The sequence below is a fragment of the Mycobacterium sp. E183 genome (assembly GCF_001667735.1).
GTDB lineage: Bacteria > Actinomycetota > Actinomycetes > Mycobacteriales > Mycobacteriaceae > Mycobacterium.
The window spans coordinates 1-22,160 of record NZ_LZJN01000214.1; the positions used below are offsets into that span (position 1 = coordinate 1).

The 22,160-nt window shown below is 70.5% G+C and carries 23 protein-coding genes and 1 pseudogene; 7 read left to right on the top strand and 17 right to left on the bottom strand.

The features are described from left to right. Positions 1-494 (bottom strand): annotated as a pseudogene (locus tag A5691_RS26300) (hypothetical protein); the annotation flags it as partial. A gap of 278 nt (positions 495-772) precedes the next feature. Between A5691_RS26300 and A5691_RS26305 the strand changes: the two are divergent. After that, complete coding sequence (locus A5691_RS26305) at positions 773-2,437, top strand: hypothetical protein (RefSeq protein ID WP_068266849.1); 1,665 nt, start codon at positions 773-775, stop codon at positions 2,435-2,437. A 5-nt stretch (positions 2,438-2,442) separates the two neighbouring features. Here the strand turns inward: A5691_RS26305 and A5691_RS26310 are convergent, their stop codons facing one another. Both A5691_RS26310 and A5691_RS26315 read right to left on the bottom strand, forming a co-directional pair. Then, positions 2,443-3,471 (bottom strand): NAD(P)-dependent oxidoreductase, encoded by a 1,029-nt coding sequence (locus A5691_RS26310; RefSeq protein ID WP_067889577.1) that lies wholly within the window; start codon positions 3,469-3,471, stop codon positions 2,443-2,445. Then, a complete protein-coding gene (locus A5691_RS26315; RefSeq protein ID WP_067779319.1) occupies positions 3,468-4,244 on the bottom strand; it encodes an S-methyl-5'-thioadenosine phosphorylase in 777 nt (258 codons plus the stop codon). The genes A5691_RS26310 and A5691_RS26315 overlap by 4 nt, the downstream gene beginning before the upstream one ends. Before the next feature lie 75 nt (positions 4,245-4,319). On the opposite strand from A5691_RS26315, the gene A5691_RS26320 reads away from it, so the two are divergent. Together A5691_RS26320 and fabH are read left to right on the top strand one after the other, a co-directional pair. Next, positions 4,320-5,192 carry a 1,4-dihydroxy-2-naphthoate polyprenyltransferase gene (locus tag A5691_RS26320; RefSeq protein ID WP_067889586.1) on the top strand — a complete coding sequence of 291 codons (873 nt, stop codon included), beginning with the start codon at positions 4,320-4,322 and terminating at the stop codon, positions 5,190-5,192. A 107-nt stretch (positions 5,193-5,299) separates the two neighbouring features. Further along, on the top strand, positions 5,300-6,307 hold the full coding sequence (gene fabH / locus A5691_RS26325; RefSeq protein ID WP_067889580.1) for a beta-ketoacyl-ACP synthase III: 1,008 nt from the start codon (positions 5,300-5,302) through the stop codon (positions 6,305-6,307). On the opposite strand, the gene A5691_RS26330 is transcribed toward fabH, so the two are convergent. After that, positions 6,301-6,591, bottom strand: coding sequence for a DUF4229 domain-containing protein (locus tag A5691_RS26330; RefSeq protein WP_067751817.1), 291 nt, complete (start codon positions 6,589-6,591; stop codon positions 6,301-6,303). The two genes, fabH and A5691_RS26330, sit on opposite strands and share 7 nt — an antisense overlap. Before the next feature lie 121 nt (positions 6,592-6,712). On the opposite strand from A5691_RS26330, the gene A5691_RS28205 reads away from it, so the two are divergent. Then, a complete protein-coding gene (locus tag A5691_RS28205) occupies positions 6,713-6,874 on the top strand; it encodes a hypothetical protein (protein WP_156670027.1) in 162 nt (53 codons plus the stop codon). Between the two features lie 4 nt (positions 6,875-6,878). Here A5691_RS28205 and A5691_RS26335 read toward each other — a convergent pair whose 3' ends face one another. The 8 genes from A5691_RS26335 to A5691_RS26370 are packed head-to-tail and all read right to left on the bottom strand — an operon-like array spanning position 6,879 to position 14,527. Beyond that, positions 6,879-8,168 carry a MinD/ParA family protein gene (locus A5691_RS26335; protein ID WP_369827135.1) on the bottom strand — a complete coding sequence of 430 codons (1,290 nt, stop codon included), beginning with the start codon at positions 8,166-8,168 and terminating at the stop codon, positions 6,879-6,881. 37 nt (positions 8,169-8,205) lie between these two features. Next, positions 8,206-9,183 (bottom strand): c-type cytochrome biogenesis protein CcsB, encoded by a 978-nt coding sequence (gene ccsB / locus A5691_RS26340; RefSeq protein WP_068266852.1) that lies wholly within the window; start codon positions 9,181-9,183, stop codon positions 8,206-8,208. After that, a complete protein-coding gene (locus A5691_RS26345; protein WP_067748325.1) occupies positions 9,180-10,820 on the bottom strand; it encodes a cytochrome c biogenesis protein ResB in 1,641 nt (546 codons plus the stop codon). Before A5691_RS26345 ends, ccsB begins: the two co-directional genes overlap by 4 nt. Continuing rightward, on the bottom strand, positions 10,820-11,599 hold the full coding sequence (locus A5691_RS26350) for a cytochrome c biogenesis CcdA family protein (RefSeq protein ID WP_067268699.1): 780 nt from the start codon (positions 11,597-11,599) through the stop codon (positions 10,820-10,822). Before A5691_RS26350 ends, A5691_RS26345 begins: the two co-directional genes overlap by 1 nt. Further along, a complete protein-coding gene (locus tag A5691_RS26355) occupies positions 11,596-12,168 on the bottom strand; it encodes a TlpA disulfide reductase family protein (RefSeq protein ID WP_067748323.1) in 573 nt (190 codons plus the stop codon). Before A5691_RS26355 ends, A5691_RS26350 begins: the two co-directional genes overlap by 4 nt. A 17-nt stretch (positions 12,169-12,185) precedes the next feature. Continuing rightward, entirely contained in the window at positions 12,186-12,794 is a 609-nt protein-coding gene (locus A5691_RS26360) for a histidine phosphatase family protein (RefSeq protein ID WP_067748321.1), read from the bottom strand. Then, the gene (hemL, locus tag A5691_RS26365; RefSeq protein ID WP_067748318.1) at positions 12,794-14,125 is read right to left on the bottom strand and encodes a glutamate-1-semialdehyde 2,1-aminomutase; all 1,332 of its coding nucleotides are present in this window, start codon (positions 14,123-14,125) and stop codon (positions 12,794-12,796) included. Before hemL ends, A5691_RS26360 begins: the two co-directional genes overlap by 1 nt. A 57-nt stretch (positions 14,126-14,182) precedes the next feature. Continuing rightward, positions 14,183-14,527, bottom strand: coding sequence for a hypothetical protein (locus A5691_RS26370; protein WP_067748316.1), 345 nt, complete (start codon positions 14,525-14,527; stop codon positions 14,183-14,185). A gap of 73 nt (positions 14,528-14,600) precedes the next feature. Here A5691_RS26370 and A5691_RS26375 point away from each other — a divergent pair, with 73 nt between their 5' ends. Further along, entirely contained in the window at positions 14,601-14,996 is a 396-nt protein-coding gene (locus tag A5691_RS26375; protein WP_067748314.1) for a nitroreductase family deazaflavin-dependent oxidoreductase, read from the top strand. 96 nt (positions 14,997-15,092) lie between these two features. Here the strand turns inward: A5691_RS26375 and A5691_RS26380 are convergent, their stop codons facing one another. Continuing rightward, complete coding sequence (locus A5691_RS26380; RefSeq protein WP_067748312.1) at positions 15,093-15,515, bottom strand: MarR family winged helix-turn-helix transcriptional regulator; 423 nt, start codon at positions 15,513-15,515, stop codon at positions 15,093-15,095. 143 nt (positions 15,516-15,658) lie between these two features. Here A5691_RS26380 and A5691_RS26385 point away from each other — a divergent pair, with 143 nt between their 5' ends. Beyond that, a complete protein-coding gene (locus tag A5691_RS26385) occupies positions 15,659-16,147 on the top strand; it encodes a hypothetical protein (protein WP_067748310.1) in 489 nt (162 codons plus the stop codon). A 3-nt stretch (positions 16,148-16,150) separates the two neighbouring features. Here A5691_RS26385 and A5691_RS26390 read toward each other — a convergent pair whose 3' ends face one another. From A5691_RS26390 to A5691_RS26405, 4 genes are read right to left on the bottom strand one after another with little or no spacing between them, the layout of a single operon-like run. Continuing rightward, positions 16,151-17,521 (bottom strand): amino acid permease, encoded by a 1,371-nt coding sequence (locus A5691_RS26390; RefSeq protein ID WP_067748307.1) that lies wholly within the window; start codon positions 17,519-17,521, stop codon positions 16,151-16,153. 30 nt (positions 17,522-17,551) lie between these two features. After that, positions 17,552-18,292 (bottom strand): class I SAM-dependent methyltransferase, encoded by a 741-nt coding sequence (locus A5691_RS26395; protein WP_156669888.1) that lies wholly within the window; start codon positions 18,290-18,292, stop codon positions 17,552-17,554. A gap of 55 nt (positions 18,293-18,347) precedes the next feature. Further along, positions 18,348-19,703, bottom strand: a complete 1,356-nt coding sequence (locus tag A5691_RS26400; protein WP_067784279.1) for an MFS transporter — start codon at positions 19,701-19,703, stop codon at positions 18,348-18,350. A gap of 4 nt (positions 19,704-19,707) precedes the next feature. Then, entirely contained in the window at positions 19,708-20,853 is a 1,146-nt protein-coding gene (locus tag A5691_RS26405) for an LLM class flavin-dependent oxidoreductase (protein ID WP_067756015.1), read from the bottom strand. A 412-nt stretch (positions 20,854-21,265) separates the two neighbouring features. On the opposite strand from A5691_RS26405, the gene A5691_RS26410 reads away from it, so the two are divergent. Beyond that, positions 21,266-22,141, top strand: coding sequence for an esterase family protein (locus tag A5691_RS26410; protein WP_197499192.1), 876 nt, complete (start codon positions 21,266-21,268; stop codon positions 22,139-22,141). Positions 22,142-22,160: the final 19 nt, after the last annotated feature.

Here is a 22,160-nt window from a genome sequence, read left to right on the forward strand (position 1 = left end):
TCGCCCGGGGCGTCCGGCCGGTTCCCGAGTTGGGCCATCATCGTGTCGAAGGTGGCGGTGGCGTCACCGCCGGCCAGCGGCTGCTGGGCCAGCACGGTCGGCGGTGCGTCCTGGTCCTCGGCGGAGCCCGGCACCGACAGCGTCGCCGTCGCGTCGTTCATCACCAGCGCGGCGCCGGGGCGCCCGGCCGCGCGCATCAGGGCGGCCACCGCCTGTGACTCGGAGAGCACGGCGACGTTGGGGACGCCGGAGTTCTCCAGCGCCTGCCGCAGCTGCCCGGCCAGCGGATCGTCGTTCCAGCACAGCCGGGTGCCCACCAGCCGGTGGTTCTCGTCCGCCAGCAGCCGATTGGTGCCGACCACCGTCTCGGTGAGTTTGCCGACCGGGTTGTCCTCCAGGTCGACGACGGATTGGTCGATCACGTCGGCGCCCGGCCCGACAAGCGCCAAGCGGGCGACGGGGCCCGTGACCGCGACCCCCAACACGACGTCCATCCCGGTTCTCCTTCGGCTGGCCACCCCACGACCAGCAATGTCCCGGCATCATTACACTTGCGATACCGTTGGCAGTATCCGTTATTCGGGCGACAAGGTTTGCCTATAGCGCAGCGTAACCAGCTTCTCGAACCACAGGACGGTCGCCGGGGAATCTGCCACGGCGTCCGAACGGAGATTATGTTCGCAAGCGAGCAGTGCGGCCGCCCCGGCAGGGTATTCGCCCGCCGCGCAACCGAAGCTGCGCAGCAGGCGATCGTCGTTGATTTGCGGGGGGCATGGTGAGCCAGAGCAGCGACGACGCGCCCACCGGCCCCATTCAACGACAGGCGCAGGAGACCACCCGCATCGTCCGGCCGGGCCCGAACGCCGCGGCCGCAACGCCCGATCCGACCCGCCGCCGCTGGGCCGGCGACCTGACCGCCGTCGCGCTGCTCGTCATCGCCCTCTTCCTGCCGTGGAATCTGTATTTCGGCGTGGGGATTCCGGGCAGCAAGCCGGTCCTGTTCGCCGCGCTGCTGGCGGTGACGGTGCTCTCCCTCGTCGCCGTCGCGGTAGCCGGTTCCTGGAGGACGTCGGGCGCGCGGTTCAACCCCGCCAGGGCGGGCCGGCTTCGCCTGGCGCTCAACATCCCCTACGCGCTTCTGGTGCTGGCGTTCGTCGGGTTCGACGCGTTCGAGACCGTCCGGTTCGGCGGCACGGTGAACGTGCCGGGCGGCGTGGGGCCCGGGGCGTGGGTGGGCATCGCCGGGTCGCTGCTGAGCGCGCAAGCGGTCGCCAACGGCGCCCGCTCGGGACCGGTGCCCGAGGGCGATGAGTACGCCGGCTGGCTGAGGGCGGCCCGGCTCATCGGTTATGCGTCGATGGCGTTGGCGGTGCTCAGTTTTGGCTTCAACCTGTATTGGCGGGTGCGGTACGCGCTGCAGAACACCGGAGGCGCCGCCGCGTTCGGCAAGCAGAACGTCGCGGTCATCGTGACGGCGGTGGTGTACGGCGTGGTGGCCCTGGTCGCCGTGCTGGTCGCCGCCAGGTGGTTGCTGCGCGGCACCAGATCCGCCCGGCTGGCCACGGTCGCGCTCGGCGCCTCGACGGCGGTCGCCGGCGTCCTGGTGTGGAGCCTGCCGCTGGGGCGGGACATCGACGCGTTCCACGGCATCGCGCAGAACACCTCGACCGCCGGGGTCGGCTTCGAGGGCTACCTGGCGTGGGCCGCGGCCGGGGCCGTGTTCGCGCCGCGGACCCTCTTCGGTCATCGGAACACCACCGGGGCCGAGGAGAGCGCCTGGCGGGCGGCGGCCCGAAATGGCTTGCTGCTCATCGCCGTATGGGGCCTGGGTTCGATGGTGATGCGGCTGACCGATCTCTTCGTCTCCGTGAGCCTGAACTACCCCTTCTCGCGTTACGACAGCGTGGTGCTGGCCGGGTTCGATCTGGCCACCGCGCTGCTGGCGATCTGGCTGCGCATCAACCTGGCCGACGCCACCCGCTCCGCGCGACTGATCTCGTCGCTGTGCGGGCTGGTCGCCACACTGAGCGTCGCGCGGGTGGTGGTGGGCGTGGTGCTGGCACCGCGATTCGCGGACTCACCGACCTCCCCGGCGCAACACCCGGTCTACGGGAACAACCTCGCCCAGCAGATCACCAGCACGTTCGACGTGGCCCTGTGCGGCCTTGCGCTGTGCATCCTGGGGGCGGCCATCGTCACCGGGCAGCTCCGCGGCCGGCGCCTGCGCCGCCGCCGCATCGCCCGCAAGGCCGCCGCCCCGGCGGGCGGCGCTCCCACCGGACCCCGGGCGCGCGTGCCGGTGGGCCAGGCCGCCACACCGTCGGCCGCGGCGACCGCCCGGATCAGCACCGGCCCCCGGATCTTCCGGGGCGACGATTCCGCGACGCGGCAGATACCCCTTCAGAAACCCAAGATCTACCGCCCGCCACAGCCCTGAGGGGCTCAGCGCAGCGGGGCGAACGCGAACTCCCGCAGGCCCTCGGCCGGGCCGACGCGCGCCCGGAAACCCAGCACCTCGGCCGCCCGGGCCGGGTCGGCGACGATGTGGCGCACGTCGCCGCTGCGGTACTGGCCGGTGATCACCGGCGCCGGTGAACCGGCGCGCGCATCGCACAGCGCGCCGGCCACCTCAAGGATCGAGACCGGCCGCCCCGAACAGACGTTGACCGCGGTGAATCCGTCCGTGTGCTGGGTGGCCGCGAGGTTGGCGGCGGCGACGTCGTCGACGTGGACGAAGTCCCGCATCTGACCGCCGTCCTCGAAAACCCTTGGTGGTTCGCCTTTTTCGAGTGACGACCGGAAGATCGCCGCCACCCCGGAATACGGCGTGTCGCGCGGCATGCCGGGGCCGTAGACGTTGTGGTAGCGCAGCGCCACCACCGACCCGCCCGTCGACTCCGACCACGCCAGGGCGTAGTGCTCCTGCGCGGTCTTGCTGGCCGCGTACAGGCTGCGCGGCCGCAGCGCCGCTTCCTCGGCGACGAGGCGCCACTGCAGCTCCTCGCCGCCGATCGGGCAGCGGTGTTCGAAGATCCCGGCTTCGAGGTCTTCGCGCCGCCGCGGCAGCGGGTCGATGTCCCCATGCCGCCCGCAGTGGTAGCGGCCCTGCCCGTACACCACCATCGACGAGGCCAGCACCAGGCGGCGCACCCCCGCGGCGAACATCTGCGCCAGCAGCACCGTCGTGGCGAAATCGTTGTGGCCGCCGTAGGCGGGGGCATCGGCTGCGTCCACGCCCGCCCCGACCATCGCCGCCTGATGACAAACCAGGTCCACCCCGTCCAGCAGGGGCGCCAGGGCGTCGGCATCGCGGACGTCGACGCGGTGACATCCCTGCGGCAGCACCGGATTCGGGCCGTGCGCCGCGGGCAGCAACACGTCGACGCCGACCACGTCGTGGCCCGCCGCCCGCAGCGCCGCGGCCACCCGCGACCCGATGAAACCGGCCGCACCGGTGAGCAACACCCTCATGGCAACTCGACGGGCAGCGTGACCCCGGTGTGCGGCAGGCAGTGCGTGCAATTGCGTTCGCTCGCCACCCGGCCGATCGCCTGGCGCACCAGCTCCTTGAATCCCCCGATGTTCTTCTCGAATTCGGCGAACACCTCGACGGCGGTCACGCGCTCACCCGGCGCCACCCCGGCATCCAGGTCGGTGACCAAAGCGATTGTCGCATAGCACATTTCGAGTTCCCGAGCCAGCACTGCCTCCGGGTAACCCGTCATGTTCACCAAGGCGAACCCGGCCGAGGCGAACCATCGGCTCTCTGCGCGCGTGGAGAACCGCGGCCCCTGAATCACCACCATCGTGCCGCCGTCGACCACGCCCGGCAGGCCGGTCACAGCGGCGCGCAGGCTGGGGCAGTACGGGTCGGCGAAGTCGACGTGGATGCCGCCGGAATCGAAGTAGGTGTCGGGGCGGCCGCTGGTGCGATCGACCAGCTGATCGGGCACCACGACCGCGCCCGGACCGTTGTCGGGCTCGAGGCTGCCGACGGCGCAGGGCGCGAAGATTCGTCGCACCCCGAGCTTGCGCAGCGCCCACATGTTGGCCCGATACGGCACGGTGTGCGCCGAGAACTGGTGGCTGGTCCCGTGCCGGGGCAGGAACGCGACCTCGTGTCCGCCGACGGCGCCGACGGTGAGCGGCGCGCTCGGCGGCCCGTACGGGGTGTCGACGTCGACGACGCGGGTGTCGGACTCGAAGAACGTGTAAAAGCCGCTGCCGCCGATGACTCCGAGCATCCGCCCATTCTGGTGCATGGCCCGCACCGGATCGTGGGCGCGGGGGCGGGGGCGGGGTGCTGGCAGGATGTCCTCGTGGCCAATTTCGGGCAATGGATCTCCGGTGCGCGGCCGCGGACGCTGCCCAACGCGGTGGCGCCGGTGGTCGCGGGCACCGGCGCGGCGGCGTGGCTGGGATCGGCGGTGTGGTGGAAGGCGCTGCTGGCGCTGGCCGTCGCGGTCTCGCTGACCGTCGGCGTCAACTACGCCAACGACTACTCCGACGGCATCCGCGGCACGGACGACGACCGGGCCGGCCCGATGCGCCTGGTGGGCTCGCGGCTGGCCACCCCGCGATCGGTGCTCGCCGCGGCGGTGGCGAGCCTGACGCTCGGGGCGGCCGCCGGCCTGGCCCTCGCGCTCGTCAGCGCGCCGTGGCTGATCGCCGTGGGCGCGGTGTGCATCGCCGGCGCGTGGCTGTACACGGGCGGCTCGAAACCCTACGGCTACGCGGGTTTCGGCGAGGTCGCGGTGTTCGTGTTCTTCGGGCTGGTGGCCGTGCTCGGCACCGAGTACACCCAGGCGCTGCGGGTGGACTGGGTGGGGCTGGCGCTGGCGGTCTCGATCGGGGCGCTGTCGTCGTCGGTGCTGGTGGCCAACAACCTGCGCGACATTCCGACCGACGCGCAATCGGGAAAGATCACCCTGGCGGTGCGGCTGGGCGATACCCACACCCGCATCCTCTACCAGGGGCTGCTGGCGACCGCGGGGCTGCTGACCCTGGTGCTGATGGCCGCGACGCCGTGGTGCGCAGTGGGATTCGTGTCCACGCCCCTGGCGCTGCGCGCGGCGGGCCCGGTGCGGTCGGGGCGCGGCGGTCCGGAGCTGATTCCCGTGCTGCGGGACACCGGGCTGGCCATGGTGGCCTGGGCGATCGCGGTGGCGGCGGCCCTGGCGCTGGCCGGCTGAATCCCCGGATGTGTCGGTACTGCCCGCGTCGGCGACGGATCGGATAACAATGGGTGGTCGGCCGGCGATCAACGGCCGTTCATAGACGACACCGATCGGGGACAGCAGTGAAGCAGATCGCCGCGACCAGAGGACCGGAAGACATCGGATTGCTCAGCGTCGGGGCGTACCGCCCCGAACGGGTGGTCACCAACGACGAGATATGCGAGAACATCGAATCGTCCGATGAGTGGATCTTCACCCGCACCGGGATCAAGACCCGCCGGTTCGCCGCCCGCGACGAATCCGCCGCGTCCATGGCCACCGAGGCCGGGCGGCAGGCGATCGCGACCGCGGGGCTGACGCCGTCCGACATCGACTGCGTCATCGTCGCCACCAGCACCCATTTCCTGCAGACCCCGGCGTGCGCCCCGGCCGTCGCCGCGGCGTTGGGCGCCACGGGCGTGCCCGCGTTCGACGTCTCGGCCGGCTGCGCCGGCTTCGGCTACGCGCTCGGCGTCGCGGCCGACATGATCCGCGGCGGGACCGCCGCCAAGGTGCTCGTCCTCGGGTCGGAGAAGCTGTCCCCCACGGTGGACATGCAGGACCGCACCAACTGCTTCATCTTCGCCGACGGCGCGGCGGGCGTGGTGGTGGGCGAGACGCCCGACCAGGGCATCGGGCCCACCATCTGGGGCAGCGACGGCGAACAGGCCCTGGCGATCCGGCAGGACATCGATTGGATCGACTACATGGACGCCCCCACCGGCCCCCGCCCGTTCCTGCGGCTGGAGGGCAGCGCGGTGTTCCGGTGGGCGGCGTTCGAGATGGGCAAGGTCGGCCGGCAGGCGATGGACGCGGCGGGCATCCGGCCCGACGAGATCGACGTGTTCGTGCCCCATCAGGCCAACAGCCGCATCAACGAGGTCCTGGCCAAGAGCCTGGAATTGCGGCCGGACGCCGTCGTCGCCAACGACATCGAGCACACCGGGAACACCTCGGCGGCGTCGATCCCCCTGGCGATGGCCGAGCTGCTGGAGACCGGGGCCGCCAAGCCCGGCGACCTGGCCCTGCTGATCGGTTACGGCGCGGGCCTCAGTTATGCCGCGCAGGTCGTGCGGATGCCCAACTACTGATCGGCAGCGCGCTCGTCGGGCGCGGGCTCCCCGTGCAGCCGGGCCCGCAATTGTTCACGCTCGCGGCGCCGGCGCTCGCCGGCCACCGCCAGCGACGCGGTGGCGCGACGGCGCAACGGGCCGAACAGCCAAATACCCAGCGGCATCGCGATGATCAGCGCGAACAACGCTGCGACCACGACCGGGAACTGGCTGACCCCCATCAAGCGCGCCACCCCGTAGATCACGGCGGCGAGCATCACCGCCAGCAGCAGGCGCGCCGCGGCGTAGAGCAGAACGTCGATGACGGCCCGGCGGCGTGCGCCCGGCGCCCGGCCCTGGCCGTCGCCTGGGGCGTTGTCGCTGGCTGCTTCTGACACAGGGGAGAGCCTACGGCGCGGGTATATTCGTTCGAGGAGGTGTTGAGTGCTCTACCTGCTGCTCGTCCTGATTTTGGGGACGCTGATCTACGTTGGCTGGCGTGCGGCGCGGTCGCAAATCAACCGGCCGAAGACGCGCGTGATCGGACCCGACGACGATCCGGAATTCTTGCGGCGGTTGGGCCACGACGACAACAACCCCCGCTGAGGCGCTACGCGATCCCGGGGTTGCGCTGATCCCCCGGAAACCCATCGGCGACGATGGCCGCCAGTTCGGTGAGCGCCTCGCGCGTCGACCTCTTCAGCCGGTCCAGCTCGATCTCGGCGCCCTCTTCGAGGTGCGGGTCGAACGGCACCACCTGGACCGCGCGGCAGCGGCGGGCGAAGTGGTCGACCACCTTGTTCATGTCGACCTTGCCCGTGCGTGACCGCACCCCGTTGATGACCGCGATCGAGTTGCGCACCATCTCCTCGTGGCCGTGTGCGTCCAACCAGTCCAGCGTCGCGGACGCGCTGCGCGCCCCGTCGATGGATCCGGAGCTGACCACGACCAGAACGTCGGCCTTCTCCAGCACCGAGGACATCACCGAATGCAGCAGCCCCGGCCCGCAGTCGGTGAGGACCAGTCCGTAGAACCGCTCCAGGACGTCCAGGACGCGGCTGTAGTCCTCGGCGCTGAACGCCTCCGAGACCGACGGGTCGGTTTCCGAGGCCAGCACCTCCAGGCCGCTCGGCCCCTTCGAGGTGTAGCGGCGGACATCGCTGTATCGCTCGATGCTCCCGGCGTCGTGCAGCAGCTGACGCACCGTCGCCGCGGTCTCCAGCGGGATCTTCTGGCTCAGCGTGCCGCGGTCGGGGTTGGCGTCGACCGCGACCACCCGGTCACCCCGGATGGAGGCGAAGGTGGCGCCCACCGTCGCGGCGATCGTCGTCTTGCCGACGCCGCCCTTCAGCGACACCATCGCGATCCGGTAGCAGCCGCGCAGTGGCCGGTTCACCTGCGCCACCAGGTTGTTGTAGCGGGCGGCCCGCGGGCTCTCACCGAGGTTGATCAGGTGGCCGGACACCTCGTAGAGCAGCCGGCGCCAGCCCTCCGACGGCGGCGGCTTGACCGGCCGCAGCAACATCCCGGTGGACAGCTCGGGGTACGGCGTGTGCGGCAGCGGCTCCGGCCGCGGCGGGGCTTGCGGGGGCGGCGCGGCGGCCGGGCCGTTGTAGTAGGCGCCGTACGCCGTCGGGTCGACCCGCGGGATTCCGGTCACCGGGGTGGAATCCCAGGGCGGCATACCCGCGGGCCGGGGCGTGGTCGGCGGCGCCGCCTCCCGCCGCTCGGGCCGCCGTTCGGTGCGGAACCCGGCGAAGGCGCGGGTCGGCGCATCGCCGCCGTCGGCGGGCGGTTCGTCGGCGTTCACGGGCGAGGCAGCCGGCCCCGGCGGAGGCATTTGCGTGGTCGGTTCCTCGGGCGCCCCCACGCCCGTCATCGGATGGTCGGACACGTGCACTCCCCCTTGTTGCGTTACTTGGGTCGGTCGCTGGCGGTCACCCCACGCCCGCATACGAATGCAGGCCCACGGTCACCAGGTTAACGAAGAACAGATTGAAGACCATGGCCACGAACCCCGCGACGTTGATCCAGGCCGCCTTCCTGTCCCGCCACCCCGCCGTCGACCTGGCGTGCAGGTAGGCGGCGTAGATCACCCAGGCGACGAAGGACACGGTCTCCTTGGGGTCCCAGCCCCAATACCGCCCCCACGCCTCTTCCGCCCAGATCGCGCCGAAGATGACCCCGAACCCGAAGACCGGGAACGCGAAGATCGTGGTCCGGTAGGCGACGCGGTCCAGCGTCTGCGCGTCGGGGAAGCGCCGCACGATCCGGGCCAGGGTGCCCTCGGCGCCCGGCTCCCCAAGCCGTGAGGTGCGCAACAGGAACAGGATGCTGGCGATGCCGGCGACCATGAACACCCCGGAGCCCAGGCTGACCACCGAGACGTGGATGGGCAGCCAGTAGGACTGCAGCGCGGGCATCACCGGGGCGGCGTTGGTGTAGAGCCAGCGCCCGGACACCGTGAGCAGGATCAGCACCGGCACCAGCAGGAAGACCCACAGCGGGCGGTATTGCGGGCGGCGCAACACGAACGCCCCGGCGAGCAGCCCGCACATGCAGGTCAGGTTGATGAACTCGTACATGTTGCCCCACGGCACCCGCACGGTGGCCAGGCCGCGCAGCACGATGCAGGCGAACAGCAGTCCGATGCCGAGGTAGACCACGGCCAGCCCGGCCCGCCCGACGCGCTCGTCCAGCGGCCGCCCGGGGACGTCCTCGACGATGCCGGGGGTGACGCTGTCCGAGGCGACCGCGCCGGCCAACACCCGCTCGCGCCGGTCGACACGGCGGCCGCCTGCGTACGCCAGCTCGAAGGCCAGCAGCAGCAACGCGATGACGAGCGCCACCAGCGCCGACGTGAACGCCCAGTCGGAGTAGCGTGCCAGCCCGACGTTGACGTGCAGTGTGTTCATTTGACGTCCACCTCAGAACTCCTTCTGGACGCGGGGGGCTTGACCGCCTCCGCGACGTCGGGCCGACCCAGGCCGTCCAGCACCCGCTCGGTCAACCGCTCGAACTCGTCGCCCCACCCGGAGTTGTCGGTGCGGGCCAGCCCGCCCAACTCGACGTTCACCGTACCGGTCCCCGGAGTGAGCCTGACCCACACCCGGCGGCGGCGCACCAGCAGCGACACCAGCAGGCCGGCCATCATCGTGATGGCGAAAACGAGCACCCAGATCTGCCCTGGGTCGTGGGAGACCTGCAGGTTGACGAACGGCACGGCGCCGTCGAAGCGGACGACGGTGCCGGCCGCCGGGCCCGCCTCGATCCGGACCTCCTGTCCGGCCCGCAGGTTGACCCGCTTCTCCTTGGTCAGCCGGCCCTGCTGGATCAGTCGCGGATCCAGCGTGAACAGCGACTGCGGCCGGCCGGTGTCCAGCCCGGTGTCGCCGCGGTAGATGTCGACGGCCACCGCCGGGGCGTTCAGGGCCGGGAAACGCGACGACAACAGGGTGCCGTCGAGCTGCTCGGTCGGCGCCAGCAGGCCCTGGATCGCGATCTCGTGCTGGCGGCGGTCGGCGGCGTTGGGATAGCTGCCGGCGGGCGGGTCGATGCGCACCACCCCCGACGAGAGCAGCGTCTGCGGGTTGTCCGGCCGCCATTGCACGGTCGACGTGCGCGTCTGCCCGTCCGGGAACCTCACGGTGAAGGTGGGCGCGTAGCCGTGGCCCTGCAGGTACACCCGGTCGCCGCCGATTCGCAGCGGGTGGTTGACCTCCAGGCGGTAGGGCCGCCAGGTGTTCGCCGTGAGATCGCCGCCCGATTGGTAGTCGATGTCGGCGGCGAACGAGGTGGCCTGCCCCGACGGCAGGTAGTGCGCCTGGAAGTCGTTGACCCGGATGCAGATCGGATTCAGCGACGTGCCGTCGACGGTGTTGCCGGCGCGGAACGAGTCGAACGCGGCCGGCGAGGCCGAGCAGAAGCCCGGGCCGGAGTCGGCGATGACGATGACGTTGCCCTCGTAGCCGAAAAGCTTCCCGACGGCCACCGCGACCAGCAGGCCCAGCAACGAGAAGTGGAAGACGATGTTGCCGAATTCGCGCAGGTAGCCCTTCTCGGCGGACACCTCGACCAGGCCGGCCTCGTCGTCGTCGGGGTGTCGGATGGCGGTGCGCCAGCCGCGCAGCCGGCCGGTGATGTTGTTCGCCAGGGCGTTCAGCTCGTCGGGGTCGGCCGGCAGCTGCGCGCTGGCGTGCTTGGGCAGGCGGGCGAGGTTGCGCGGGGCGGCCACGGGGGTGGCGCGCAGGCTGCGGGCGTGCTCGATCATCCGCGGCGTCAGGCAGCCGACCAGCGACACGAACAGCAGCACGTAGACGGCCGTGAACCAGAAGCTGGAGAAAACGTTGAACGCCTGCAGCCGATCCAGCCACGGCCCGATGACCGGGTGGGCCTTCAGGTAGTCGTCGACCTTGCCGGCGTTGAGGCTGCGCTGCGGCAGCAGCGCCCCGGGTATCGCCCCCAGCGCGAGCAGGAACAGCAGCACCAGCGCGGTGCCCATCGAGGTCAACGCGCGCCAGGTGTTGCGCCCCCAGGCAAGGAGTCTCGCCATCAGATCGGCAGCCTCACGTCGGACACGAACGCGTCGCGCAGCCAGGAGACGAAGTCGTTCCACACCCCGCTGACCAGCAGGACACCGACGGCGATCAGCAGCGCGCCGCCGAAAACCTGGATGGCCCGGGTGTGGCGCCGCAGCCAGCCCAGGGCGCCCACGGCGCCGGCCGAGCCGAACGCCAGCAGCACGAACGGTATGCCCAGCCCCAGGCAGTACGCGATCACCAGGACGATCCCGCGGGCCACGCTCGCGCCGTCGGTGGCCGAGGCCACGGTGATCACGCCGGCCAGCGTCGGCCCCAGGCACGGCGTCCAGCCCAACGCGAAGACCGCGCCCAGCAGCGGCGCCCCGGCGACGGTCGTCAGCTGGCGCGGGCTGAACCGGGCCTGGCGTTGCAGTGCCGGGATCAGGCCGACGAAGGCGAGCCCCATCACGATCGTCAGCACGCCCCCGACCCGCTGCAGCAGCAGCTGGTTGGTGATCAGCGTGGTCGTCATCCCGAGGACCGCGACCGTGCCCAGCACGAAGATCGTGGTGAATCCGGCGACGAACAGCGCCGCCGAGCCCGCGACCCGCCACCGCGCCGACGGCGGCGCTTTGACCTGGCCGGGCAGGGGCTGCTCGTCGACGCCCACGACGGCGGCCAGGTAGGACAGGTAGCCGGGCACCAGCGGCACCACGCACGGGGAGGCGAAGGACACCAGCCCCGCCAGCAGGCACACGCCGAGGGCCACCAGGAGCGGTCCGGCGGCGGCGATCTGGGTGAATCCGGTCACTCGCGGGCCAGCTTCTGCACCACGGGTTGCAGGTCGGCCGCCAGCAGTTCGCGCAGGAACACCGCCGCGACCCGGTGCTGGCGGTCCAGGACGAGCGTGGAAGGGATCACTGTGGTGGGGTACTTGCCGCCGAACGCGATCAGGGTGCGCATCGCGGGGTCGTAGATCGAGGGGTACGTCACGTGGCGGTCGTTGACGAAGTCCAGCGCGGCCTGCCGGTTGCTGTCGCGCACGTCGATACCCAGGAACGACACCCCGGCGTCGCGGGTGGCGTCGTAGACCTGCTGCAGCTGGCCGACCTCGGCGCGGCAGGGGCCGCACCACTGGCCCCAGATGTTGATGACGACGACCCGGCCGGCGAAGATCGGGTCGTTCAGCGACAGCGGGTGGGCGGGGTCGGCCAGGTCGGGGCCGGTCAGCGGGCCGGGGCGGCCGCGGGCCGACGGCGGGTCGTAGTAGATGTCGGTCTTCCCGCCCGGCGAGACGAATTCGAAGGTGCCGCCCTGGGCCACCGCGTCACGACCGGACGAGCAGCCCGCAACGAGGGTCGTCACCACGGCCCCCGCCATCGCCAGTCGCCATGCGATCAAAGCGCCGCCGGCTCCCGATACTCGACGTCGGCCAGCCGGTCGCCCTCGTACACCAGGGTGGTGATCGAGCACAGCCCGCACTCCCGCCTGCGCGGGTCGTGCCACAGCCGCCTGCCGGTGAGGTGCAGCCGCAGCGTCCACACGGGCAGCTGGTGGCTGACGCACACCACCTCGCGGCCGGCCGCACGCGCGCGGGCCTTGTCCACCGCGGTCGTCATCCGCGCGGCGATCTCGGCGTACGGCTCACCCCACGACGGGGTGAAGGGGTTGCGCAGCTGCCACCAGAACCGCGGGTCGCGCCAGGCGCCGTCACCCGGGCCGACGCGGCGGCCCTCGAAGAAGTTCGCCGATTCGATCAGGTCGTGGTCGGTGTCCACGGCCACGTCGTGCTTGGCGGCGATCGGCGCTGCGGTTTCCTGGGCCCGCTGCAGCGGGGAGGCGACCACCGCGACGATGTCCCGGCCGGCCAGCGCGTCGGCGACCGCGGCCGCTTGCTCGCGACCCTTGTCGGACAGGTGGAATCCGGGCAGCCGTCCGTAGAGGACGCCGCTCGGGTTGTGCACCTCGCCGTGGCGCACCACGTGGACTCGCGTTTGATCGGCCATCAGGGCTTGTCCTCCTGGGCGGCCGCTTCGGCCGCGATGGGCAGGGCTTCGGCGATCCGGTCGAACGCCGCGTCGTCCAGCGCCGCCGAGACGAACCAGGCCTCGAAGGCGCTGCAGGGCGGGTAGACGCCCGCATCCAGCAGGGCGTGGAAGAACGGCGGATAGCGCCAGGTCTGGCTGGCCCGCGCGGAGGCGAAGTCGGTCACCGGCGCGTCGGTGAAGAACACGCTGAGCATGTTGCCGGCCCGTGAAAGCTGATGCGGCACAGACGCATTGGTCAATGACTCGGAGAGCAGGGCGGCCAGCCGGTCGGCGTTGGCGTCCAGCGCGGCGTAGACGGCCGCGTCGGCGGCGCGCAGCGTCGCCAGGCCGGCGGCCACCGCCACCGGGTTACCGGACAGCGTCCCGGCCTGATACACCGGACCCAGCGGCGCCAGCCGCTCCATCACCTCGGTGCGGCCGCCGAACGCCGCCGCGGGCAGCCCGCCGCTCATCACCTTGCCGAAGGTGAACAGGTCGGCGTCGACCGGATCGATTCCGTACCAACCGCTTCGGCTCACCCGGAAGCCGGTCATCACCTCGTCGACGATCAGCAGCGCGCCGTGCTCGGCGGTGATCGCGCGCAGCGCGGCGTTGTAGCCGGCCGCGGGCGGGACGACGCCCATGTTGCCGGGGCTGGCCTCGGTGATCACCGCGGCGATCTGGTCGCCGAGCTCCGCGAAGGCCTGCCGCACCGCGTCAACGTCGTTGTAGGGCAACACGATCGTGTCGGCGGCCGCTGCGCCGGTGACCCCGGGCGAGGACGGCAGCCCCAACGTCGCCACGCCTGATCCCGCGTCGGCGAGCAGCGCGTCGGCGTGGCCGTGGTAGCAGCCGGAGAACTTGACGATCTTGGGCCTGCCGGTGAACCCGCGGGCCAGCCGGATCGCGCTCATCGTCGCCTCGGTGCCGGAGTTGACCAGCCGGATCCGCTCCACGGGCGCCACCCGGCCGATGATCTCGGCGGCCAGCTGGCTCTCCGCCGGGGTGGGGGCGCCGAACGACAGGCCGGACGCGGCGGCCCGGGTGACGGCGTCGACGACGGCGGGGTGCGCGTGCCCCAGGATCATCGGGCCCCACGAGCAGACCAGGTCGACGTAGCGATTGCCGTCGGCGTCGGTGAGCCAGTACCCGTTGGCCTCGGTGATGAAGCGCGGGGTCCCGCCCACCGCGGTGAACGCCCGCACCGGGGAGTTCACCCCGCCGGGGATGACGGCGCAGGCGTCGGCGAACAGCCGGGCCGACGCCGTCGTCATCGCGGCGTGCGCGGTCGCCCGGTCACTGCTTCCCATGACAACCAGTGTCCCAGCCCCTGCGGCCGGTACAACTACAGGGTGTAGCAGGACGGGTCAGGCGTCGCCCTGCGATCCGGCTTGCTGGGCGGCCTGGAAATGATGGCGGGCGGCTTCGCGCTCTTTTTCCGCCGCCCGCCGGTGCGCCTCGACGTCCCCGAGGCGCTCGTCGGCCGCCCGCTCGTGCACCTCGGCGGCGCGCTCGTGGGCGACGGCGGCCTCGTAGTGCCGGTCCCGGTCGCGGCGGTGCGCCTCGTGATCCCGCTCGTGGGCGTGCCTGGCGCGGTCGGTCGCGAGCTCGACGTCTTCGAGCGTGATGGGTTTGCGCGCAGCCAGGGCTTCACCCCTGCGCTTGAGCTCGTCGGCGCGCTGGGCCGCCTCGTTACCCGGCGAATCACCCATGTTCAGACACTAGACCCGTTCGGTGTGAAAAGTTGGGTTGATGCCGGGCGGTTGCCGCGAGTTGGATGGCGGTATGCAGATGCCACAGAGTCTCGCCCGGTTCAACCGTCGCGTCACCAACCCGATGCAGCGGCTGTGGGCCGGCTGGCTGCCGCCTTTCGCGATCGTGGAACACGTCGGCCGCCGCTCGGGCAAGCCGTACCGCACCCCGGTGAATGTCTTCAGCGCGGAGGTCGACGGCAAGCCCGGGATCGCGATCCTGCTGACCTACGGCCCGGACCGGGACTGGCTGAAAAACCTGACAGCCGCGGGCGGCGGGCGGATGCGCCGCAACGGCAAGAGCTTCGGCATCGCGGACCCGCGGGTCGTCAGCAAGGCCGAAGCGGCGACCCACGTCAGCCCCGGAGCGCGGCCGATTTTCGCGCGGCTGCCGTTCGAGGACGCGGTGCTGCTGACCAAGACCGAGTGAGGTGGCTGCCCGCACGCCCGCGTGGCTCCGGCGTCCGGGCAAGCGGCTGATCCAGGTCGGTCAAATCGACACCCGCACGGCGTGCGCTCGACATGGTCAACCGGACGCCAGTTGGCTGAGCACGCGCAGAAAAGCGGATCGGTCGCTGGAGGACAGCTGCCCAAGCCAGCGCTCCTCGGCTTCTCGAATGTCGCGCTGCGCGGCACTTCTGATCGAGCGTCCGGCGTCGGTGATCGCAAGCAGGCGCGCGCGACGGTCGTCGGGATCGGGTGAGCGTTCGATGTAGCCGTGCTCCTGCAGCTCGTCGAGCGTGGGAATGATGCGCGTCTTGTCGGCGCCGACCGCCTCGGCGAGCGCCGCTTGCGTGCGAATCGGCGACCCGTCAAGCGCGCCGAGTATGACGTAACCCCACATCGACAGGCCGTGCGCCGCCAGCACCGGCCGCTCGGCGGCTACGGCTTGGCGGGCCAGCGGCACGAGCATCGCCGCGAGATCTGGACGGTTCGACTTTCGGCCCATGTCGTGATGATAGAGTTTGCCAGATTATAAGCGTCGTCATATCATCTACATTCGCTTATTATTTAACGTGTTCCCCGTACCCGCGCCCGCCGATCGCACCGTTACGCACTCGTCGCGACCGCCATTCGACATAGGAGCTCGCCATGACCACAACCCGATCCGACGCCGTCCGTGGTGACGATGGACGTCCAGCGACCGACGGGGCGGCCGGCCAGCCGCCGATCACACCAGGGGCCGGACTCATCAGCACCGACTGGCTGCCGGGCCCCTGCGACTCAACCCGGTTGCCGGTCGTGGTGAGCTACACCGACTTTCACGCCGAATCGGAGAAGGATTGGCAGCAGGTCGCCGAGCTAGGTGTGAAGCTGGCGGAAAGTTGGCCGATTATGCAAGGCGCCGTCGGGCTGTGGCTGTGGGGCAAACCCGCCGAGTGGCGCGGTGGATCGCTATCGGTCTGGAACAACGGAAGCGATTTACGCCGATTCATCCGTTGGCCCGTGCACGCCGAAATCATGAGGAACTGGCGGGGACGGCTGCGGGTGCAGTCGGCGAGTTGGGCCGACGAGCGATTCGTCCCGACACTGACATGGCATCGCGCCGAGGAGCACATGCGGATACCCCGCCGCGTGTGAACGTCAGTCGTCAGCGGCGATCGCGCGGCGAGTACCGATTCGGCTACGGACCCGGGCAACGACGTACAGCCCGACCACGACGGCCCACGACAGCAGGCTGAGCCAGAGCTGGCTGCGCGCCGAGCGGTCGAACGCCATCTGCACCAGCACGGCGGTGATTCCGGCGAGGGTGAGGATGGAAAGTACCGGAAAGAACCACATCTTCACCCGCAGCTTTGCGGCGGGGGTGCGGCGGCGCAGGATGATCTGCGACAGCGCGATCAGCCAGTAGACGAACAGGATGACGGCGCCCGACGAGTTGAGCAGGAAGAGGAACACGGTGTTGGGCGCGACGCGCGCCATGACGACGCAACCGAATCCGACCGCCGAGGAGCACAGGATCGCGATGTGCGGAACCCCCCGCCCGCTGAGCCTGACCAATCGCGCCGGGGCCTCACCGCGGTCGGCGAGCACGAACAGCATGCGCGACGCCGTGTAGAGCCCCGAGTTCAGGCAGGACAGCACCGCCGTGAGCACCACCGCGTTCATCACCTGGTCGGCGCCGCGCAATCCCAGGTGGTGCAGCGCGGCCACATAGGGCGAGGCACCGAGTTCCACTGAGTCCCAGGGCAATATCGCCACCAGCAGAAAGACCGAGCCGACGAAGAAGACGCCGATCCGCGCCACCACCGACCTGGTCGCCTTCTGCACCGCGAGCTCGGGGTCCCGGCTTTCGGCGGCGGCCACGGTGACGATCTCGGCGCCCACCATGGAAAAGATCACCACCACGATCGCGGCGAAGACGGCCCCCACGCCCTTGGGAAAGAATCCGCCGTGCGCGGTGAGGTTGCCCAGGCCGCCGGGATGGCCGGGCACCAGGCCCAGGACGAACGCGGCGCCGATGCCGAGAAAGACCACGATGGTCGCGACTTTGATTCCGGCGAACCAGAATTCGAATTCACCGAAGGACGACACGGAGAACAGGTTGGTCGCGGTCATCAAGATCATCAGGCCCAGCGACAGCAGCCACAGCGGGGCGTGAAACCAGTAGTTGAGGACCTTCCCGCCGGCGACCGCCTCGAAGCCGACCACGATCACCCAGAAGTACCAGTACAGCCAGGCGACCGAAAAGCCCGCCCAGCCGCCCAGCGCCCTGCCCGCGTAATCGGCGAACGATCCGGTCGACGGGTTCGCCGCGGCCATCTCCCCCAGCATGCGCATCACCAGGACGATCAGCAGGCCGCACAGCGCGTATGTCAGGAACGCCGCGGGGCCGGTGTCCTTGATCACCACGCCGGAGCCGACGAACAGGCCGGCGCCGATCACCCCACCGAGGGCGATCATGCTGAGCTGGCGCTGCGACAACCCTTGGCGCAGTTGCGGAGTGCCGGCCATCGCTCCTCGCCCCCGCCCGGTGAACCGCGGTCAGTCCAACCGGGTGGCCACCACGGACCACACCGGGAGGTGCACCCGGTGGTCCTCCAGAAGGGGGTCGATGACGCCCAGCCGGTGCACCAGCGGCCGCATCCGCTGCAGGATCTCGCCCTGCTGCTCGGAGGCGAACTCCTTCATGGCGTCGAACGTCTCCTTCAGGAAGCGGGCCTGATACGTCGTGCCGCCCAGGTAGTCGATGCGCCATCCGTTGGCACCGAACACCCGCTCGAAGTTATCGGCGGGGATGGCCGTCCACTGCAGGCCGTTGACGTTGTGGGGGCTGAACTCGAACATGTACAGCCGGGCTCCGGGTTTGGTGGCGCGGTGCAGCGCCTGGGCGTACCGCGTCTGGACGACCCCGTCGTTGAGGAACACGTGATAAAAGGCGCTGTCCACCACCGTGTCGAAGCGGCCCTCGAACCCCTCCAGCTTGGTGGCGTCGGCCACCTGGAAATCGACCTGGACGCCGGCCCGCTCCGCGTTGCGTTTGGCTTGCTCGATGGCCGAGGGTGAGTCGTCGATGCCGGTCGCCGAATACCCTTGCGCCGCAAAGTGAATGGCATGGTGGCCGGGACCGGTGCCGGGATCGAGCACCTCGCCGCGGATCCCGCCGTAGGCCACCAGCTGCTGCACCGCCGGCTGCGGGCCGCCGATGTCCCACGGGATCCGCCGGCCGGCGTGCTCGGCCTCGTCGTACAGCGGTTCGAAACCGGCGACGTTCGCGTCAGTCATCTCTTCTCGCTTCCTCGCGGCTGCCGACTGCGAACGAGACTACTGCGCGGAGGGCTCAGAGGTGCAGGTCTTGCTCCCGGATCGCCGCCGTGGCGAGCACGCTGATGACGGCCGTCGCCACCAGGTACCCACACGCCAGCCACGGCGCGCCACCGAGGGCCGCGATCAGCGCGGTCATGATCATCGGGGTCACCCCGGAGGCGTAGATGCCCGAGAACTGATAGACGAACGACAAACCGGTGTAACGGGTGCTGGTGGGATACAGCGACGAATACAGCGTGCCCTGCGCCCCGTAGAACAGGGCGTGCACCACACCGAACACGATGATCAGCGCCACCCCGAACCAGACCAGGTTCCTCGTGCCGAACAGCGCGAAGGCGGGAAACGCCGCGATGCCGTAGCAGGCCACCCCGGCCAGATACACCCGGCGGGCGCCGAACCGGTCGGTCAGCGCCCCGGACACGGGCAGCAGCACCGCCATCAGCAGGGCCGCGATGGTCACCACCACCAGCACCGACACCCGATTGAACCCCAGCGCGCCGGTGGCGTAGCTGATGGCGAACACGCCCCAGGTGTTGAACGCCGAGCCCTCCGCCCAGCGAGACAGCAAGCCCAGCACGGTGTTTCGCCGGGACCGGGGTTCGCGCACGATCTCGCGGATCGGCACGGTGGCGGTGGCCTCGAGGTCGCGCAGCTCCCGGAAGGCGGGTGTCTCCTCCACCCGGAGCCGCACCACGACGCCGATCACGACGAGCACCAGGCTGAGCAGAAAACCGATGCGCCAGCCGTAGGCGAGGAATCGGGCCGGTCCCAGGGCGATCTGCAGGAACGCGAATATGCCTGTGCCCAGAGCCAATCCGAGCGCCAGTCCGATTTGCGGAATCGCCCCGAACCGGCCGCGGCGGCCGGCGGGACTGTGCTCCACCGCCAACAGCACCGCGCCCGCCCACTCGCCGCCGAGGGCGAACCCCTGCAGGATCCGCAGCGCCAACAACAGCAGGGGCGCCCACACCCCGATCTGGGCGGCGGTGGGCAACACCCCGATCAGCGCGGTGGCGACGCCCATGATCAGCATGGTCAGCGCCAGGCTGCGCTTGCGACCGATCCGGTCGCCGATGTGGCCGAACACCAGCCCGCCGACCGGCCGCATGACGAACCCGACGGCGAAGGTGGCGAACGCCAGCAGCGTGCCGACCAGCGAGCTCTCGCTGGGGAAGAAGACCTTGTTGAACACCAGGCCCGCCGCGGTCGCGTAGAGGAAGAAGTCGTACCACTCCACGGTCGTGCCCAACAGGCTGGCCGCGACGACGACGCGCAGGCGCCGGCGTTGCTGCGCGCCGGACTCGTCGACCGCGCCGGCGGTCGCGCCGAGGGGCACGCCGGTCGCGGGCGCCGGCAAGGTAGCCGCCATGGCCTTAGTGGGCCGAGGCGACCGCGAACGGCGTCGCCGAGACCGGGTGGGCTTGACGGTTCGGGTGGTGCCACAGGCCCATCCGCTCCAGCAACGGCAGCACGCCCTCGCCGAACCAGTAGGCCTCTTCCAGGTGCGGATACCCGGACAGGATGAAGTGGTTGATGCCGAGCTTGGCGTATTCGGCCAGCCGCTCGGCGACCTCGGCGTGCGACCCGACCAGCGCGGTGCCCGCGCCGCCGCGGACCAGTCCCACCCCCGCCCACAGGTTGGGGCCGACCAGCAGCCGGTTGCTGCTGCCGCCGTGCAGGTCCAGCATGCGGCGCTGACCCTCCGACTCGCTGCGCGCCAGGCTGGCCTGCACCCGCTCGACGTCGGCCGGGTCGACGGCGGCCAGCAACCGGTCGGCCTCGGCCCACGCCTGCTCGGACGTATCGCGGCTGATGACGTGAATCCGCAACCCGTACTGCAAGATTCGGCCGGCATCGACGGCCAGGCCACGCACCCAGTCCAGCTTCTGGCCGACCGCCTTGACCGGTTCGCCCCAGGTGAGATACACGTCGGCATGCTGGGCCGCGACCGGCCCGGCCGACGCCGACGATCCGCCGAAGAACACCGCGGGCACCGGGTCGGGCGGGTTGTTCAGCTGCGCACCCTCGACGTGAATGTGCTCTCCGGCAAAGGTCACCGGCGTCTTCGACGTCCACAGCCGGCGCACCACGTCCAAGAATTCGGCGGTGCGCGCATACCGGGCTTCTTTGCCCAGGAAGTCCCCGTAGGCCCGTTGCTCGTGGGGTTCGCCGCCGGTGACGACGTTGAGCAGCAGCCGGCCACCCGAGTGGCGCTGGAAGGTCCCGGCCATCTGGGCGGCCAGCGTGGGGCTCAGCAACCCGGGCCGGAAGGCCACCAGAAACTTCAGGGTTTCGGTGGCCTCGACCAGCATCGCCGTCGTCAACCACGCGTCCTCGCACCACAATCCGGTGGGGGTGAGCACGGCCTCGAAGCCGTTGTCCTCGGCGGCCGCGCAGATCTGGTGCAGATAGCGCAACGTGGCGGGCCGGTCGCCGGACATCGGCGTGCCGTGTCCGCCCGCCACCAGGTTCCGGGAATCACCGTAGGTCGGCAGAAACCAGTGGAACGCCAGACTCATCCTCAATCCTCTTTCAATCCACGACGGGAAGCACGAAAGCTCCATCCTGCGAAACTTGCGTCCGGGCCGCGAGGGTTGAAAACGTCGAGATTGCATCCCCGGTCGGCGGCGGTCGCCCCGGTCCGAGCGCGCGCTGCTCGTGGTCCATTCGCCCGCCCGCGCCGTCGCCGCGATCGGCCGCTCTTCCGTTGCGGCGCAATGGTTTACGGTCGCAACGGCCCCGCATTGGCACCCCGGCCGGCGCCATGATGATGGCCGTATCACGACGCCGCAACTCGGCCGCCTCGCGCCGCCCGAGGCGGCGAATGGGTGCACCGCAGGTAACCGGTTGGAGACCGATAGGTCACGCCAGATCACACAATGCTTCCATTTCGGCGTGGCTCGGCAGGTAATCACCGGTCAGGGCGGCATTATTGCGATCATGCCTGACCTGACCCGCCGGGCGGTGCTGCGGATGGGAGCCAGCGCCGGCCTGGGAGCCGCCGGCGTGTTCGCCTTGAGTGGCCTGCTCGATCCGGTCAGGCCGCAGGCCGCGACGCTGCCGCAGGCTCCGGCCCCGTTCGAGCCGTCCGCGGCGAGCAGCAACCTGCCGACCAAGCTCACCGGTTCGTTCGTCTCCGCCGCCCGCGGCGGCGTGAAGACGAACTACGTGATCGCCCTGCCACCCGGCCATACCGGGACACTGCGCCCCGTGATCGCCCTGCACGGCAAGGACGGCGACGCGAACATGATGCTCGACTGCGGTGTCGAGCAAGGCCTGGCCCAACTGGTCAAGGAGGGCAAGCCGCCGTTCGCGGTGGTGGGCGTCGACGGCGGCAGCGATTCCTATTGGCACAAACGGGCCGACGGCACCGACGCCGGCGCAATGGTGCTCGACGAGCTGTTGCCGATGCTGTCCACGATGGGTTTCGACACCTCCCGGGTGGGCTTCATGGGCTGGTCGATGGGGGGCTACGGGGCGCTGCACCTGGGCGCCAAGCTGGGGCCGGCGCGGACCGCGGGGATCTGCGCGATCAGCCCGGCGCTGTACAGCTCGTTCGCCGACAGCGCCCCCAAGGCGTTCGACAGCAACGACGACTGGACGCAGAACAGCGTGCTGGGCGTGCCTGCGCTGTCGCAGATTCCGCTACGGGTGGACTGCGGCACCTTCGACCGCTTCTATCCCGCCACCCGCCAATTCGTCAGCCAACTCAAAACGCCACCGGTAGTCAGCTTCACGGTCGGCGGACACGACATGACCTGGTGGCGTCTCATGTTGCCCGGCGAGCTCGCCTGGATGGCGACCTAGCGGAGACCCCATGAGCGTC